Annotated in this window: 11 protein-coding genes; 9 read left to right on the top strand and 2 right to left on the bottom strand. The window is 71.1% G+C overall.

Annotated features, from left to right (window positions below):
* Positions 1-110: 110 nt before the first annotated feature.
* The 6 genes from MSA03_RS04100 to pulA all read left to right on the top strand — a co-directional run bounded on the left by MSA03_RS04100 (position 111) and on the right by pulA (position 11,755).
* The gene (locus MSA03_RS04100) at positions 111-740 is read left to right on the top strand and encodes a GntR family transcriptional regulator (RefSeq protein ID WP_147049952.1); all 630 of its coding nucleotides are present in this window, start codon (positions 111-113) and stop codon (positions 738-740) included.
* Positions 737-2,263: an MmgE/PrpD family protein gene (locus tag MSA03_RS04095; RefSeq protein WP_147049752.1), complete on the top strand. Its 1,527-nt coding sequence runs from the start codon at positions 737-739 to the stop codon at positions 2,261-2,263. The genes MSA03_RS04100 and MSA03_RS04095 overlap by 4 nt, the downstream gene beginning before the upstream one ends.
* Positions 2,263-3,165, top strand: a complete 903-nt coding sequence (gene prpB / locus MSA03_RS04090) for a methylisocitrate lyase (RefSeq protein ID WP_147049751.1) — start codon at positions 2,263-2,265, stop codon at positions 3,163-3,165. Before MSA03_RS04095 ends, prpB begins: the two co-directional genes overlap by 1 nt.
* A gap of 2 nt (positions 3,166-3,167) precedes the next feature.
* A complete protein-coding gene (locus tag MSA03_RS04085) occupies positions 3,168-4,358 on the top strand; it encodes a bifunctional 2-methylcitrate synthase/citrate synthase (protein ID WP_147049750.1) in 1,191 nt (396 codons plus the stop codon).
* 35 nt (positions 4,359-4,393) lie between these two features.
* The gene (locus MSA03_RS04080; protein WP_147049749.1) at positions 4,394-5,566 is read left to right on the top strand and encodes a thiolase family protein; all 1,173 of its coding nucleotides are present in this window, start codon (positions 4,394-4,396) and stop codon (positions 5,564-5,566) included.
* 123 nt (positions 5,567-5,689) lie between these two features.
* Positions 5,690-11,755 carry a pullulanase-type alpha-1,6-glucosidase gene (gene pulA, locus MSA03_RS04075; protein ID WP_147049748.1) on the top strand — a complete coding sequence of 2,022 codons (6,066 nt, stop codon included), beginning with the start codon at positions 5,690-5,692 and terminating at the stop codon, positions 11,753-11,755.
* 30 nt (positions 11,756-11,785) lie between these two features.
* On the opposite strand, the gene MSA03_RS04070 is transcribed toward pulA, so the two are convergent.
* Both MSA03_RS04070 and MSA03_RS04065 read right to left on the bottom strand, forming a co-directional pair.
* Positions 11,786-12,835 (bottom strand): GXWXG domain-containing protein, encoded by a 1,050-nt coding sequence (locus MSA03_RS04070; RefSeq protein ID WP_147049747.1) that lies wholly within the window; start codon positions 12,833-12,835, stop codon positions 11,786-11,788.
* 89 nt (positions 12,836-12,924) lie between these two features.
* Entirely contained in the window at positions 12,925-14,496 is a 1,572-nt protein-coding gene (locus tag MSA03_RS04065) for a long-chain-fatty-acid--CoA ligase (RefSeq protein WP_147049746.1), read from the bottom strand.
* Positions 14,497-14,683: 187 nt separating this feature from the next.
* Here MSA03_RS04065 and MSA03_RS04060 point away from each other — a divergent pair, with 187 nt between their 5' ends.
* From MSA03_RS04060 to MSA03_RS04050, 3 genes are all read left to right on the top strand, one after another.
* Complete coding sequence (locus tag MSA03_RS04060; RefSeq protein WP_147049745.1) at positions 14,684-15,895, top strand: TetR/AcrR family transcriptional regulator; 1,212 nt, start codon at positions 14,684-14,686, stop codon at positions 15,893-15,895.
* A 121-nt stretch (positions 15,896-16,016) separates the two neighbouring features.
* Positions 16,017-17,183 carry an acyl-CoA dehydrogenase family protein gene (locus tag MSA03_RS04055; RefSeq protein ID WP_147049744.1) on the top strand — a complete coding sequence of 389 codons (1,167 nt, stop codon included), beginning with the start codon at positions 16,017-16,019 and terminating at the stop codon, positions 17,181-17,183.
* A 95-nt stretch (positions 17,184-17,278) separates the two neighbouring features.
* Positions 17,279-18,055, top strand: a complete 777-nt coding sequence (locus tag MSA03_RS04050; RefSeq protein ID WP_147049743.1) for an enoyl-CoA hydratase — start codon at positions 17,279-17,281, stop codon at positions 18,053-18,055.
* The last annotated feature ends 8 nt before the right edge of the window (positions 18,056-18,063 follow it).

Raw genomic sequence — 18,063 nt, 5'->3', positions numbered from 1 at the left:
TCATCTTTGTATACCCAAAGCGGACCAGGTCGCCTTCGTGACCCTTCACGACGGAATTATGTATACACTGGGGCCTCATGGCAACAGTCGTCGGACACGAGGAGGTGTCGATGCGGGCGAGTGATCGGGCGTACCGGGCCCTCCTCGAGGAGATCCAGTCCGGCGCCCTCCGGCCCGGCAGCGTGCTCGCCGAGGTCGAGCAGGCCGCCCGGCTCGGCGTCAGTCGCACACCGCTGCGCGAAGCCCTCGGGCGCCTCGCCGCCGACGGCCTCGTCGCGCAGGCGTCACCGCGCGTCACGGTGGTCACCGACATCGACGCCGGCGACATCCGCGAGCTCTTCGAGGTGCGCCGCGCGCTCGAGGAGACGGCCGCACGGCTGGCCGCCGCCCGCGGCGACGCCGGCACCTTCGCCGCCCTCGCCGACGAGTTCGCGCGCGTCGAGCCGGCCGCGGAGGCCGACGCCTACTACGGCCTCATCGCGCGGTTCGACGACGCCCTCGACGGCGCCGTCGCCAACGACTACCTCACCGGCGCGCTGCGGAACGTGCGGACGCACCTCGTCCGCGTCCGCCGCCTCGCCCGCGACAACCCGGCGCGGCTCGCGGCATCCGCCCTCGAGCATCGGCTGATCGCGTCCGCGATCGCCGCCCGCGACGCCGACCTCGCGGCGCACGCCACCCACGTCCACCTGCACAACGCCCTCGTCAGCATCCTCGACTCCCTGGAGGCCACCCCATGACCGTCACCCACCACGTCCGCGTCCACCGCAGCGACGAAGACCTCCCGCGCACCGGGCAGCTGGCGTACAAGATCGCCGAGGTCGCCGCCGACCCCGTGGACGTCGACGCCGACGTCGTCGACATGATCATCAACCGCGTCATCGACAACGCCGCGGTCGCCGCCGCCTCGATCACCCGCGCCCCCGTCAGCGCCGCCCGCGCGCAGGCCCTCGACCACCCCGTCTCCCGCGGCGGCGCCGGCTCGACGGTGTTCGGCGTCGCCAACGCGACGCACACGAGCCCGGAGTGGGCGGCGTGGGCGAACGGCGTGGCGGTCCGCGAACTGGACTACCACGACACGTTCCTCGCGGCGGAGTACTCGCACCCCGGCGACAACATCCCCCCGATCCTCGCCGTCGCCCAGCACGTCGGCGCCGACGGCGCCGCGCTCGTCCGCGGCCTCGCGACGGGCTACGAGATCCAGATCGACCTGGTGCGGGCCATCTGCCTGCACAAGCACAAGATCGACCACGTCGCCCACCTCGGCCCGTCCGCCGCCGCCGGCATCGGCACCCTGCTCGGCCTCGACGTCGACACGATCTATCAGGCCGTCGGCCAGGCCCTGCACACGACGACCGCGACCCGTCAGTCCCGCAAGGGCGAGATCTCCACGTGGAAGGCGCACGCCCCCGCCTTCGCGGGGAAGATGGCCGTCGAAGCCGTCGACCGCGCCATGCGTGGCGAGACCAGCCCCAGCCCCATCTACGAGGGCGAGGACGGCGTCATCGCCTGGATGCTCGACGGCAAGGACGCCTCCTACGATGTGCCGCTGCCGGCGGCGGGCGAGCCCAAGCGCGGCATCCTCGACTCGTACACGAAGGAGCACTCCGCGGAGTACCAGGCGCAGGCGTGGATCGACCTCGCCCGCAAGCTCCACGGGGAGCGCCCGGAGCTCGCCGACCCGGCGAACATCGAGCGCGTCGTCCTGCACACGAGCCACCACACGCATTACGTCATCGGCTCCGGCGCGAACGACCCGCAGAAGTACGACCCGGCGGCCTCCCGCGAGACGCTCGACCACTCGATCCCGTACATCTTCGCCGTCGCGCTGCAGGACGGCGGCTGGCACCACGTCGACTCGTACACCCCCGAGCGCGCGGGCCGCCCCGACACCGTGGCCCTCTGGCACAAGATCACGACGGCCGAGGATGCCGAGTGGACGCGCCGCTACCACTCCGAGGACCCGAACGAGAAGGCCTTCGGGGGTCGCGTCGAGATCCGCCTCACGAACGGCGAGACCGTCACCGACGAGATCGCCGTCGCCGACGCGCACCCGCTGGGCGCCCGGCCCTTCGCGCGCGCCGACTACGTCCGCAAGTTCCGCCTCCTCGCCGAGCCCGTCCTCGAGCCCGCCGAGATCGACCGCTTCCTCGCGCTCGCCGAGCGCCTGCCCGCGCTGACGGCCGACGAGGTCCGCGAGCTCAACATCGTCGCGAAGACCGGGATCCTCGACGCCGCGCCGTCCCCGAGAGGCCTCTTCTGATGCTGTACGCCACGACGACCGCGGCCGACAAGCGCCGCATCCTCCGGGAGCGGCTCGCCGCCGGCGAGCTGCTCCGCTTCCCGGGCGCGTTCAACCCGCTCTCCGCACGGCTCATCGAGCAGAAGGGCTTCGACGGGGTGTACATCTCCGGCGCCGTCCTCGCGGCGGACCTCGGCCTCCCCGACATCGGGCTCACGACCCTCACCGAGGTCGCCGGCCGCGGTCAGCAGATGGCGCGGATGACGGAGCTGCCGGCCATCATCGACGCCGACACCGGCTTCGGCGAGCCCATGAACGTCGCCCGGACCATCCAGACCCTCGAGGACGCCGGCATCGCGGGCGCCCACATCGAGGACCAGGTGAACCCCAAGCGCTGCGGGCACCTCGACGGCAAGGCCGTCGTCGACGCCGACACGGCGGTCAAGCGCATCCGTGCCGCCGTCGACGCCCGCCGCGACCCGAATTTCCTCATCATGGCGCGCACCGACATCCGGGCCGTCGAGGGCCTGGGCGCGGCGATCGACCGCGCCCAGGCGCTCGTCGACGCGGGCGCCGACGCGATCTTCCCCGAGGCCATGCGCACCCTCGACGAGTTCGAGGCGATGGCATCCGCCGTGAGCGTGCCGATCCTCGCCAACATGACCGAATTCGGCAAGAGCGAGCTGTTCTCTGTCGACCAGCTGCGCGGCGTCGGCGTCGGGATCGTCATCTGGCCGGTCTCGCTCCTGCGCATCGCGATGGGCGCCGCGGGGCGCGCGCTCGATACGCTGACCGAGGAAGGGCACCTCACCGGGCGCCTGGGAGAGATGCAGCACCGCGCCGACCTGTACGACCTCATCGACTACGAGGCGTACAACCACTTCGACACATCCGTCTTCAACTTCCAGATCACGAAGGAGTGAGCATGGCCGACACCGACATCAAGAAGGGGCTGGCCGGGGTCGTCGCCGACGTCACCGCGATCAGCAAGGTCAATCCCGACACGAACTCGCTGCTCTACCGCGGGTACCCCGTGCAAGAGCTGGCCGCGACGCAGCCGTTCGACGCCGTCGCCTACCTGCTCTGGCACGGGGAGCTGCCCACCGACGAGCAGCTCGCCGCGCAGCGCGCCGAGGGGCGGCAGTACCGCGCGCTCGCCCCCGAGGTGAAGACCGCGATCGACCAGCTGCCGCTGGACTGCCACCCGATGGACGAGCTGCGCACGGCCGTCAGCGCCATCGGCGCGATCGACCTGGCCGGCAAGGGGTCGGTCCTCGACGCCGTCGGCACGGTCGAGGAGAACCGGGCGCGCAGCCTCCACCTGTTCGCCGCGCTGCCCTCGATCGTCGCGTACGGGCAGCGCCGCCGGCAGCACCTCGAGCCCATCGCTCCCCGCGAAGAGCTCGACTACTCGTCGAACTTCCTCTGGATGACCTTCGGCGAGGAGCCCGACCCGGTCGTCGTGGACGCGTTCAACCGCTCGATGATCCTGTACGCCGAGCACTCCTTCAACGCCTCGACGTTCACGGCCCGAGTCATCACGTCGACCCTCAGCGACCTGTACTCCGCGGTCGTCGGCGCCATCGGCGCGCTCAAGGGTCCCCTGCACGGCGGGGCGAACGAGGCCGTGCTGCACATCTTCGACGAGATCGGCTCGGCCGACAACGTCGTGCCCTGGCTCGACGACGCGCTCGCGTCCAAGCGCAAGATCATGGGCTTCGGGCACCGCGTCTACAAGCGCGGCGACTCCCGCGTGCCCACCATGAAGGCGGCGCTGGACACGCTCATCGACTTCTACGACCGCCCTGACGTGCTCGACCTGTACTCGACGCTCGAGGCCGAGTTCGTGGGGCGGAAGGGCATCTACCCGAACTTGGACTACCCGTCCGGGCCGGCCTACAACCTGATGGGCTTCGACACCCTCACCTTCACGCCGCTGTTCGTGGCGGCACGGATCACCGGCTGGACGGCGCACATCCTCGAGCAGCAGGCGTCCAACGCGCTCATCCGCCCGCTGTCGGCCTACGACGGCCCGGACGAGCGGCACATCAACGGCTACCGGCCCGACACCGAGGCGATCGCGATCGCCGAGCGCCCGGAGGAAGCGGCCGACTGACCCGGCGGCGGGCGCGGGCGCGCACAATGGATGCCATGACCCGCACCGCCGTCATCGTCGACGCCGTCCGCACGCCCTCCGGCCGGGGCAAGCCGGGCGGGGCGCTCAGCGGCATCCATCCCGTCGACCTGTCCGCCGCGATCCTCAGCGCCGTGCGGGAGCGCAACGGCCTCGGGCCGGGCGACGTGGACGACGTGCTGTGGGGCTGCGTCAGCCAGGTCGGCGAGCAGAGCGGGAACATCGCGCGCCACGCCGTCCTGGCGGCGGGGTTCGACGAGACGGTTCCGGCGACGACGATCGACCGGCAGTGCGGGTCGAGCCAGCAGGCCGCGCACTTCGCGGCGCAGGGCGTCATGGCGGGGCAGTACGACATCGTGATCGCCGGCGGGGTCGAGTCGATGAGCCGCGTGCCGCTGGGCGTCTCCGCCTCCGTCGCCGGCTCGCCCGTCTCGCCCGCGCTGCGCGCGCGGTACCCGGAGGGACTGGTGAACCAAGGGGTGTCCGCCGAGCTCATCGCGCAGCGCTGGGGTTTCACCCGGCAGGACCTGGACGCCTACGCCGTCGAGTCGCACAGCCGTGCCGCCGAGGCCGCCGCCGAGGCCCGCTTCGACGAGGTGCTCCTTCCGGTCGGCGGGGTCGAGAGGGACGAGACCGTCCGCGCCGGCACGACGATGGCCGCGCTCGGCGCCCTGTCTCCCTCGTTCCGCACCGACGCGCTCGCCGCGCGGTTCCCGGAGATCGACTGGAAGATCACCCCGGGCAACTCGTCGCCGCTGACCGACGGCGCATCCGCCGTGCTCATCATGAGCGAGGAGAAGGCGCAGGAGCTCGGCCTCACGCCGCGCGCCCGTTTCCACGCGTTCGCCGTCACCGGCGACGACCCGCTCATGATGCTCACGGGGCCCATCCCCGCGACGCGCCGGATCCTCGAGCGCAGCAGCCTCACGATCCACGACCTCGACGTCTACGAGGTCAACGAGGCCTTCGCGTCCGTCCCGCTCGCCTGGGCTGCCGAACTCGGTGCGGACGCCGCCAAACTCAACCCGTGGGGCGGCGCGATCGCCCTCGGGCACGCGCTCGGATCCTCCGGCACGCGGCTCCTCGGGACCATGCTGGCCTACCTCGAAGCGACCGGCGGCCGCTACGGGCTGCAGACGATGTGCGAGGGCGGCGGCATGGCCAACGCGACCATCATCGAGCGCCTCTGACACCGCGCCGGTCAGCCCCATCATGAGAGTCCTCTCATGATGAAAGCGCGTGCGGATGCCGGGTGGGTAGCGTCACCCTCGTACCGGGCACATCGGGGTGCCCGCATCGAACTCGGGAGCTCCATGTCCACGACGACCGCCCCGTCCGAACCTTCGCAGCGCCGCCGCGGACGCCGCATCCTCGCCGCCCTGGCGGGTGTCGCCCTCGTCCTGGGCGGAGCGGTTGCGGGCGTCGCGCCGGCGGCGGCCGCCGACCGGACCTTCGCCCTCGTGGGCGATCTGCAGAGCGAGCTCGGCTGTTCCGCCGACTGGCAGCCGGAGTGCGCACAGACCGAGCTCGTCCCCACCGCCACCCCGGGTCTCTACGCCGCCGAGTTCGAGGTTCCGGCGGGTACCTGGCAGTACAAGGTCGCCGTCGATGACACGTGGGACGAGGCGTACGGCCTCAACGGCGGCGCCGACAACATCCCCCTGACGATCGCCGGTCCGGCCACCCTCCGCTTCCTCTTCGACGACGTGCAGCACCGGGTCGGCCTCGAGGTCGTGACCCTCGCGGGCGGCTACACCGCCGCCGACGACGCGCTCGTCGCGGACCCCGTGCGGCAGCCCGGCGACGGCAAGCAGTTCTACTTCGTCATGACCGACCGGTTCGCCAACGGCGACACCGCCAACGACACCGGCGGGCTCTCCGGCGACCGCCTCGCGACCGGGTTCGACCCGACCTCGACCGGTTTCTACAACGGCGGCGACATCGCCGGCCTCCGCTCCCAGCTCGACTACATCGCGGGGCTCGGCACGACCGCGATCTGGCTGACGCCGAGCTTCAAGAACAAGCCCGTGCAGGGCACCGGCGCGGACGTCAGCGCCGGATACCACGGGTACTGGATCACCGACTTCACGCAGATCGACCCGCACCTCGGCACGAACGCCGACCTCGCGGCCTTCATCGACGAGGCGCACGCCGCCGGCATCGACGTGTACTTCGACATCATCACCAACCACACCGCCGACGTCATCTCCTACGCCGAGGGCACGAACGGCTACATCGACCAGGCGACCGAGCCCTACCGGGACGCCGCGGGCACCGTGTTCGACCCCGCCGACTACGCCGGCACCGGCGACTTCCCCGACCTCGACCCCGCGACCTCCTTCCCCTACACCCCGGTCGTCGCGGACGCCGAGAAGGATGTGAAGGTCCCGGCGTGGCTCAACGACGTGACGCTGTACCACAACCGCGGCGACTCCACCTATGCGGGCGAGTCGACGACGTACGGCGACTTCTCCGGCCTCGACGACCTCATGACCGAGCACCCCGACGTCGTGTCCGGCTTCGTCGACGTGTACGCGGACTGGATCGACCTCGGCATCGACGGCTTCCGCATCGACACCGCGAAGCATGTGAACTTCGAGTTCTGGGAGCAGTGGAGCGAGGAGGTGCTCGCCTACGCCGCCGCCCAGGGCAAGGACGACTTCTTCATGTTCGGGGAGGTGTACGACGCCGACCCCGCGCTCCTGGCCCCCTACGTGCGCGACACCGACATGAACTCCGTCCTCGACTTCGCGTTCCAGTCCTCCGCCGTCAGCTACGCCAAGGGCGGGTCGGCGACCAAGACGCTCCAGAGCATGTTCGCGGGCGACGACCGCTACACGACCCCCGACTCCTCGGCGACCGCGCTCCCGACCTTCCTCGGCAACCACGACATGGGCCGCGTCGGCTACTTCCTCAAGAACAGCGACAACGCCGAGCAGCGCGATCGCCTCGCGCACGACCTGCTCTTCCTCAGCCGCGGCCAGCCCGTCGTGTACTACGGCGACGAGCAGGGCTTCACCGGCGCCGACCCCGGAAACGACAAGAGCGCCCGGCAGACCCTCTTCGCCAGCGACGTGCCCGAATACCAGAACCAGCCCCTCATCACGGGCGAGACGGCCGGCTCGGTGGACCGCTACGACGTCGGGGCGCCGATCTACTCGCACGTCGCCGCGCTCTCCCAGCTGCGTGCCGACCATCCGGCGCTCGTGGACGGCGCGCAGATCGAACGGTACGCGGCCGACGGTCCCGGCATCTACGCGTTCTCCCGCGTCGACCGCGACGAGCGCGTCGAGTACCTCGTCGCGGTGAACAACACGGCGGATGCCGCGGGCGCCGCGCTCACGACGCTGACCTCCGGTGCGACCTACACGCCCGTGTACGGCGACGCCGCCCCGGTGTCCTCCGACGCGTCCGCCGCCCTCACGGTCACGGTCCCCGCCTTCTCGTCCGTCGTGCTGCGAGCCGACCGCGAGGTCACGGCGCCGGGATCCGCCGCCCCGCTGACCATCACGGTCCCCGCCGCCGGGGCCGGCGTCTCCGGCTCGACGCCCGTGGCCGCGACGGCCGACGAGTCCTGGCGGGAGACGAGCTTCGCCTGGCGCGTCGTCGGATCCGACGAGTGGCACCCGCTCGGCACCGCGGAGGACACCGACCCGCGCGTCTTCCATGACGTCCGGGTCGACACCGGCACCCTCCTCGAGTACCGGGCCGTCTCCACCGACGCGGCCGGCCAGCGGTCGGCGGCATCCACCTACGCCTCCGCCGGCAACCGGGTGACGCTGGCCGTCGAAGAGGACCCCCAAGACCCCGGCGACCCGACGCCGTACGGCAGCGTCAGCATCCCGGGCAGCCTCAACTCGGAGATGGGCTGCGCCGGCGACTGGGCGCCGGACTGCGACCAGGCGCAGATGCAGCTCGTGGACGGGATCTGGCGGCTCACCGTCGACCTGCCGGCCGGGTCGTACGAGTACAAGGTCGCGACGGAGAAGAGCTGGGACGAGAACTACGGTGCGAACGGCGCCCTGAACGGCCCCAACATCGCGTTCACGCATCCCGGCGGACCCGTCACGTTCTACTTCGACCCGCGCACCAAGATCGTGCAGTCCTCCTCGGAGGGGCCCGTCGTGACGCTGCCCGGGTCGCACCAGAGCGAGCTGGGCTGCGCCGCCGACTGGTCGCCGGATTGCCTCCGCACCCTCATGCTCGACGGGGACCGGGACGGCGTGTACGAGTTCGCCACGAACAAGATCCCCACCGGCACCTACGAGCTCAAGGTCGCGCACGGCCTCAGCTGGGACGAGAACTACGGCGAGGACGGCGCGCCGGGCGGAACCAACATCTCCTTCAGCGCCACCGAGGGATCCTTCGTCGTCTTCACGTATGACTCCGCGACGCACCTGCTCACGATCGAGGCGGCCGATCCGCCGCTCGCCGGCACGGGCGAGGCGCGTGCGCACTGGATCGACGCCGGCACCATCGCCTGGCCCACGACGCTCGGCGGCGCGTTCGCGGGGGGCCAGTGGCAGCTGTACTCCTCCGCGGATGCCGCGCTCGACGTCGCGGACGGCGAGGTCGTCGGGGGGACCGACCCCGTGTCCCTGTCGCCGGTCGTCGGCGGCCTCACCGAGGCGCAGGCCGAGAGGTTCCCCGCACTCGCCGACTACACGGCCCTGCGCGTCGAAGGTGTCGACCGTGCCGCCGTCGCCGAGCTGCTCCGCGGCCAGCTGCGGGTGGCGCGCCGGGACGGCACCGGGGCCCTCACGGCGTTCACGGGCGTGCAGATCCCGGGCGTCCTCGACGACCTCTACGCGGGCGCCGCGGCCGACGACGCCCTGGGCGTCACCTTCCGCGGGGCTAAGCCGACGTTCCGGCTGTGGGCGCCCACGGCGCAGTCCGCGACGCTGCTGACCTGGGATGCCGGTGCGACCGGCACCCCCGCGCGCCACGAGGCGACGTTCGACGCCGACGCCGGCACGTGGAGCGTCGCGGGCAAGAGCGGATTGAAGGGCGACGAGTACCAGTGGGAGGTCGTCGTCTACGCGCCGTCGACGGACGCGATCGAGACGAACGCCGTCACCGATCCGTACTCCCTCGCGCTCACGGAGAACTCGGTGCGCTCGGTCGCGATCGACCTCGACGACAAGACGTGGATGCCGAAGCAGTGGCGCAAGGCGAAAGCCCCCGTCATCGACGATCCCGTCGACCGGACGATCTACGAGCTGCACATCCGCGACTTCTCCATCACCGACGAGACCGTGCCCGCCGAGGAGCGCGGCACCTATCTCGCGTTCACCCGGAAGAGCGCCGGCACCGCTCAGCTGAAGCAGCTCGCCGACGCCGGCATGAACACCGTGCACCTGCTGCCGTCGTTCGACATCGCCACGATCGAGGAGGATCGCGCTGCGCAGGCGACACCGGACTGCGATCTCGCGTCGTTCGGGCCGGCATCCACCGAGCAGCAGGCGTGCGTCGAAGCCGTCGCCGACACCGACGGCTTCAACTGGGGCTACGACCCGTTCCACTTCACCGTGCCGGAGGGCTCGTACGCCGTCGACCCGGACGGCGGGGCCCGCGTCGGCGAGTTCCGCTCCATGGTCGGGGCGTTGCACGGCATGGGTCTGCAGGTCGTCCTCGACCAGGTGTTCAACCACACGGCGCAGTCCGGTCAGGGTGAGAAGTCGGTGCTCGACCGGGTCGTGCCCGGCTACTACCACCGGCTGAACGCGGCCGGCGCGGTGCAGACCTCGACCTGCTGCCAGAACGTCGCGACCGAGCATGAGCTCGCCGAGAAGCTCATGGTCGACTCGGTCGTCACGTGGGCGCGGGACTACAAGGTCGACGGCTTCCGCTTCGACCTCATGGGCCACCACTCCAAGGCCAACATGCTCGCGGTGCGCGACGCGCTCGACGAACTCACCCTGAAGCGCGACGGCGTCGACGGATCGAAGATCTACCTGTACGGCGAGGGGTGGAACTTCGGCGAGGTCGCCGACAACGCGCTGTTCGAGCAGGCTACGCAGGGGCAGCTCGGCGGGACCGGCATCGGGACCTTCAACGACCGCCTGCGCGACGCCGTGCACGGCGGCAGCCCGGTCGACTCCGGGTCCACGTTCCGGCAGGGCTTCGGCACGGGACTGGGTACCGACCCCAACGGCGACCCGATCAACGGGACCACGGAGCAGGCGCTCGCCGACCTCGGTCACCAGATGGATCTCGTGAAGCTCGGCCTCGCCGGCAACCTCCGCGACTACCGCCTGATCGACCACACCGGTGCGGTGACGCTCGGGTCGGAGCTGGATTACAACGGACAGCAGGCCGGATACGCCGACGAACCCGACGAGGTCATCAACTACGTCGACGCGCACGACAACGAGACGCTGTTCGACCTGTCGGTGCTCAAGCTCCCGACCGACACCACGATGGCCGAGCGGGTACGGATGAACACGCTGTCGCTCGCGACGGTGACACTGTCGCAGACGCCGTCGTTCTGGCACGCCGGCACCGAGCTGCTGCGTTCGAAGTCGCTCGACCGCAACAGCTACAACTCGGGCGACTGGTTCAACCGGATCGACTGGACGGGGCAGGAATCGACCTTCGGCTCGGGTCTGCCGCGGGCGGCGGACAACGAGGAGAAGTGGCCGATCATGCGGCCGCTGCTGGAGAACCCCGATCTGAAGCCGGATGCCGCGGCCATGGCGGCGGCGGAGGCCGCCGCGCTGGATCTCCTCCGCGCGCGCTCCGACATCGATCTGCTGCGGCTGGGCTCGGCGGCGCTCATCGAGCAGAAGGTCACGTTCCCGGGCAGCGGTGCGCAGCAGACCCCGGGCGTCATCGTCATGCAGATCGACGACCTCGTTGGGCCCGACGCCGATCGTGACCTCGACGGCGCGCTCGTCGTGTTCAACGCCTCGCCCGAGCCGACGACGCAGACCGTCGCCGATCTCGCCGGGCGCGACTTCGCCCTCACCGCCGCGCAGGCGGAGGGCGCCGATCCTGTCGTCAGGGCGACGACGTGGGACGCCGGCACCGGCACCGTGACGGTCCCGGCCCGGACGGTCGCGGTGCTCGTCGACCAGGCGCCGGTCAAGACGAGCATCGCGGCGGGGCCGGACCGGCTCGTCGCGAAGCACGGCGCCACGGTGAAGGTCGTCGGCGTGGTGCACGCCGCGGACGGCAGCGCGCCGGTCGGCACGGTGACGGTCAGGGACGGATCGACGGTGGTCGCGACGGCGGAGCTGACGGCATCCGACAAGGGTCGTGTCTCCGTCACGCTCCCGCAGCTGAGTCGTGGCCTGCACTTCCTCCGCACGTCGTTCACGGGCGGCCCCGGATACCGCGACGCGAGCAGCCTCGCGCCGGTCCCGCTCCTCATCCGCTGACGCGGGTGGGGCCACCTCGTCGGTGCCGGCTCAGCCGGTCTCGACGGGGCGATCGGCGACCTTCTCGAGGACGAGGTAGTAGAGCCGGTCGCCGTCGGCGGCATCCCGGCCGGTCATGACGCCCAGCACCTCCGTGGGGGAGAGGCAGGTGAAGTGGTCGATGAGGGGCTGGCCGTCGTACGCCATGGCGGCCGTGACGATGCCGTCGTGGCCCGCGGTCAGCAGGCGTGCGCCGCCCCGGGCCAGCCGCTCGTCGATGAAGAGGTCACCGGACGGCCCGGTGCACACCAGCGGCGCGACGTCGTCATCGGAGCGGAAGAGCTTGCCGAACCAGCCGCTGCGCTCGAGGAGGCGGTGCGCGCGATGCGCCGTCGAGAGGCCCCGGCCGTGCCACAGTCCGCGGAGCTCGCCGGGCGCCACGGCCGGCAGCGAGCGCCACAGGGCGGGCAGGTCGGATTCGCGGGCGTCCCGGAGGTGCCTGGTCGTGGCGGCCTCCGGCGCAACGGGTTCGTCGGACATCACCAGGACCGGCTTGATCGTCCGTCCGGCGCGGGCGTCGGCGACCGCGGCGGAGACCTCCGCGAACGGGTACGGCGTCAGGAGGCGCTCCACCGGAAGCCGCCCGATGCGCCACAGGGCGACGAGCAGCGGGATGTCGCGCCGGATGTCGGCGTCGCCCTCGCTGACGCCGGTGAGCGTGCGCCCCCACAGCAGCTGCGACTGCGAGACGGTCACGCGATTCGACCCGGGACGCAGTGCGACGGTCGCGCAGACGCCCCGCGGCGCGAGACTCGACAGGGCCGCGTCGATCGTGCCCTGCGCGCCGACCGTGTCGAGGGCGCGCGAGGCGACGATGCCGCCCGCGTCTTCGGGGGCGATCGCGCGGGTCGCGCCGAGCCGAAGGGCGAGGGCGCGCCGCTCGGCAGACGGGTCGGAGACGACGATGTCGGCGACGCCGCGGTGCCGCGCCGCCATCACCGCGGCAAGCCCGGTCGTCCCCGCGCCGATGACGAGCAGGGTGTCGGCCGAACAGGTCAGTCGGGCAGACGCCGGATGCCATGATGCGCACGAGCAGTTCACCCTCGCCGGGGGCGCGCAGCGTGACGTCCGCGAGCGCGACGGGTCCGCCGCGCTCCCGGACGAGCGCGGCCACAGCGGAGACCATGCCGCTACGCCGGCGAGAGTTCGCGGTCCGCGGCGCGCAGGGCGACCTTGTTGACCTTGCCGGCGGCGTTGCGGGGCAGCGCGGGGAGGACGACGAGCGCCTTGGGCTGCTTGAAGCGGGCGAGCTTGTCGCTCAGCCACTCCTGCAGCTCTTCGATCGTCAGCTCCTGCTCGGGGCGCAGTGCCACGGCCGCCACCTGGACCTCGCCCCAGCGCTCGTCCGCCCGGCCGTAGATCGCCGCCTCGAGGACCTTCGGGTGCCCGGCGAGGACGTTCTCGACCTCCGCGCAGTACACGTTCTCGCCACCGGAGATGATCATGTCCTTCTTGCGGTCCACGACCCACACGAAGCCCTCCTCGTCCTGGCGGACGAGGTCGCCGGAGTGGAACCAGCCGCCCTGGAACGCCTCCGCGGTCTCCTCGGGCTTGCGCCAGTACCCGCTCATCATGTTCGGCCCGCGGCACAGGATCTCGCCCACCTGGCCCGGCTCGACGTCGGTCATGTCGTCGTCCACGACGCGGTACTGGAGGGTCGGGATGGGCTTGCCGACCGAGCCGAGCTTGCGCAGCGAGTCCTCCCCGCGCAGCGCGCACGTGATCGGCGACATCTCGGTCTGGCCGAAGACCGCCACGTTCATCGCGTGCGGGAAGCGGTCGGCCATCGTGTGCAGCAGCGTGTCGGAGGCGGGCGCCGCACCCCAGCTGATGATGCGCAGATGCAGGTCACGCGCCGGGATCGACGGATCGGCGCAGATCACCTGCCACTGCTGGGGGACGTTGAAGACGATCGTGGCCCGCTCCCGCTCCCAGGCGTCGAGCAGCTCGCCCGCGTTGAACGCGCCGAGCGGATGGATGACGGTCGGGATGCCGATGACGAAGTTGGGTGAGATCGACCCGAGGCCGGCGATGTGGAACAGCGGCGCCGTCATGAACGCGACGTCGCTCTCGTCGAAGGTCTCGTTGACCCGCAGCAGCGTGAGCGCCTGCGCGAAGAGGTTGCCGTGGTCGAGCATCGCCCCCTTGGGGCGACCGGTCGTGCCGGAGGTGTACATGATGAGGCAGGTGGTGTCCTCCGGGACGTCCGGGGCCTGGAAGTCGCCGGGGTCCTCCGCGACGAGGTCGGCCCACGACTCCTGGCCTTCGCCGGCGTCGCCGATCACGATGACCCGCCGGATGCGGTCGGTCGCCTGCGCGACGGCGCCGACGAGGGGGGCGAGGGGAGCCTCCACGATGAGGATGTCGGCGTCCGCGTCGTCGACGATGTAGGCGATCTCCGGCGGTGTCAGACGGACGTTGATGGGCACCGCGATCGCGCCGAGCCGGTTGATGCCGAACACCGAGATGACGACCTCGGGACGGTTGAGCGTCAGCAGCAGCACCCGGTCGCCGAACCCGACGCCGCGGCGGGCGAGCGCGGCGGCGAACGCCTCCATCCTGTCGCTCGTCTGCTTCCAGGTGGTCGTCTCGCCGAGGAAGCGGAACACCGGGGCGTCGGGCTTCATCTCGGCGTGCGTCGCGACCCGGTTCATCCAGTGGTTGCGGCGGACGGCGGCGGGGATCACGGTCGGGTCGGACATCGGGCAGTCCCTTCGTACGTCTTCGTAAGGATGCCGCGACTCTGCGGCCTCCGGGGCTGATCAGCAATATGGCAGTGCGTCGCCGTCATGTCACGACTTTTGTTAACCAATATTCACATCCGGGCCGGGTGGAAGTGAACTCCGGTTCACGCATCGACGGCCGGTGTGCGGCGGGTAGGCTGTCGGCATGACGGTGGCCGGCGAACCGATCCGTGCGCGCCCCCGGGACCGGAAGCGGCGCATCGAGGAGGCTGCCGCCCTCGCCTTCGCGGAGCACGGGTATCACGCCGTCGGGATGCAGGACATCGCGGCGGCCGTCGGGATCTCCGCCCCCGCGCTGTATCGGCACTTCCCGAACAAGTACGCACTGTTCGTGCGCACGGCGTTCATGCTCGCCCACCGCCTCATCGAGGCGACCGATGACCTCCACGCCGCACCGATGGAGTCCGTCTCGGATGCGCGCGCCACGCTCGACGCGCTGCTGGATGCCGTCATCGACACGACGATCGATCTGCGCGCGACCGGTGGGATCTACCGTTGGGAGGGGCGCTACCTCGCCAAGCCCGACCGTGAACTTCTGACCGCGGAGTTCCGAGAGCTCCGGGAGCGTTTCGAGCGCGCGCATCGCGTCTACCGGCCGGACGTCGCCGAGGCGGAGCGCCGACTGACGGTGCTGGCGGCGCTGAGCGCGATCGCCAGCATCACCGCGCATCACACCGTGGTCGCGGCACGCACTCTGCGGGTGCTGTTGAAGGATGCCGCGTGGCGCGCCCTCGACGACGAGGCGGCACCGGCGCCGGCCTCGGTACCAGAGCCGGAGCGCGTCGCCGACGCGGTATCGCCGGCCCCGGAGCCAGGCCGACGGGGACAGCTCATCGATTCCGCCATCCGGCTCTTCGCGGCGCGCGGGTACAACGAGGTGACCATCGAGGACCTCGCCGACGAAGTCGGCCTGACCCCCTCCGGCGTGTACCGCCACTTCGAAGGCAAGTCCGCCCTGCTGCTGGCCGCCTGCGAGCGTGCGGCGGTCGCACTGGACCGGGCGGCGCTGCAGGCCCGCGAGTCATCCCCGTCCGCCGAGGAGGCGCTGCGGCGTCTGTGTGCCGGGTATGTGGCGCACACCTTCGCGAACCTGGCCCTCATGCGCGTGTACTTCTCCGAGCTCGGCAACCTGCCGGCGGAGGACCGGCGGCGCCTGCGCTCGCTGCAGCGCGCGCACATCGCAGACTGGGTCGCGCTCCTGCAGTCCGTGCGGCCCGAGCTGGGCGGCCGGGAGGCGACCGTCCTGGTGCACGCGGGACTCAACGTCGTCGCCGACCAGGCGCCGCTGCTGCCCGAGCGCGACCTGGCAGCCGCCGCCCGGCTCACGCGCCTCGCCGAACTCGTGCTGGGGATCTGAGGCGGAGCGTCCGGGCTCCGGAAGAGGCACGGCGGGATACTAGGACATCCATGTAAAATGATCAGTGTGCCCAACCCGGCGCCGACGACGATGTCACCCTGTCTCACGAGGACGTGATCACATGAGCATGACCCTTCCCTCCGCGCTCGGCGCGGACGAGCGCGCCGCCATCCTCGATGCCGTGCGGGCCTTCGCGCAGTCCGCACTCGCGCCGCACGCGCTGGAATGGGATCAGCAGAAGCACTTCCCCCGCGACGTGCTCGAGGCAGCCGGCGAGCTGGGACTCGGTGGCATCTACGTCCGCGAGGATGTCGGCGGCACGGCGCTCGCTCGCGAGGACGCCGCCGCGATCCTCGAGGAGCTCGCGATCGGCGACCCGACGATCGCCGCCTACATCTCGATCCACAACATGGTCGCGTGGATGATCGACGCGTACGGCACCGACGCCCAGCGCACGCAGTGGCTGCCCCGCCTCGTCGCGATGACCGACCTCGGCGCCTACTGCCTCACCGAGCCGGGTGCGGGATCGGATGCCGCCGCCATCACGACGAGCGCGATCGCGGACGGCGAGGAGTTCGTCCTCACCGGCGTCAAGCAGTTCATCTCCGGCGGCGGCGAGGCCGCCGTCTACGTCGTCATGGCGCGGACCGGCGAGCCCGGCGCCCGCGGCATCACGGCGTTCCTTGTGCCCGGCGACGCGGCCGGGCTCTCCTTCGGGCCCAACGAGAAGAAGATGGGCTGGAATGCGCAGCCCACCCGGCAGGTGATCCTGGACGAGGTGCGGGTACCGGCATCCGCGGTTCTCGGGGGGGTAGGCAACGGGTTCAAGCTCGCGATGAGCGGACTCAACGGCGGCCGCATCAACATCGCCGCCTGCTCGCTCGGCGGGGCGCAGTGGGCGCTGGACCGGGCCGTGCAGTACGTGCAGGAGCGCTTCACGTTCGGGGAGCCGCTCGCCGAGAAGCAGTCCGTCGTCTTCACCCTCGCGGACATGGCGACCGAGCTGCACGCGGCGCGCGCGCTCGTCCGCGACGCGGCGCGCGCCGTCGACGAGGGTGCCGAGGATGCCGTCATGCGATGCGCGATGGCGAAGCGGTACGCCACCGACGCGGGGTTCCGGGTCGCGAACGAGGCGCTGCAGCTGCACGGCGGGTATGGCTACCTGCAGGAGTACGGCATCGAGAAGGTCGTCCGCGACCTCCGCGTCCATCAGATCCTGGAGGGCACGAACGAGATCATGTGCGTGATCATCGGCCGTCACCTGTTGAGTGCGCATTCCCGCTCGTGAGTGCGTATTCGGGCTGTCGAGTGCGTATTCGCGATGTCGAGTGCGTGTCCGCGCGGTCGAGCGCGCATCCGATGACGGCGTGACAGCATGAGGGCATGACTGACTTCGAGACGATCCTCGTCGAGACGCGAGGCCGCGTCGGCTGGATCACCCTGAACCGCCCCGAGGCTCTCAACGCCCTGAACTCCCAGGTGATGCGCGATGTCGTCGCGGCCGCCGAGGAGTTCGACGCCGATGACAGCATCGGCGCCATCGTCGTGACCGGCAGCGAGCGCGCGTTCGCCGCCGGCGCGGATATCAAGGAGATGGCGGACAAGACCGGCCTGGAGATGGTCATGGGCGACCACTTCGGTGCATGGGGCCGGTTCGCCGCCGTGCGCACGCCCGTCATCGCCGCCGTCTCGGGCTACGCGCTCGGCGGCGGATGCGAGCTCGCCATGATGTGCGACATCATCCTCGCCGCCGATACGGCGCAGTTCGGTCAGCCCGAGATCAACCTCGCGGTCATCCCCGGCATGGGTGGAACGCAGCGCCTCATCCGCGCCGTCGGGTACTACAAGGCGGCGGAGCTCGTGCTGACGGGGCGGATCATGAAGGCCGACGAAGCCGAGCGCGCGGGGCTCGTCTCGCGCGTCGTGCCGGCATCCGATCTCCTCGACGAGGCGCACAAGACCGCGGAGATCATCGCGGCGAAGTCCCTGCCGTCGGTCTATGCCGCCAAAGCGGCGCTGGATGCCGCGATGGAGACATCGCTCGCCGAGGGGCTGCGCTTCGAGCGCCATGTCTTCGCGTCGCTGTTCGACACCGCCGACCAGAAGGAGGGGATGGCGGCGTTCCGCGAGAAGCGGTCGCCGGACTTCACCCACCGCTGAGCCGCGAA

The sequence above is a fragment of the Microbacterium saccharophilum genome, from assembly GCF_007992455.1.
Classification (GTDB): Bacteria; Actinomycetota; Actinomycetes; order Actinomycetales; family Microbacteriaceae; genus Microbacterium; species Microbacterium saccharophilum.
Note: the sequence above shows the minus strand (reverse complement) of the source record. Positions and strands in the feature narration are given on the sequence as shown.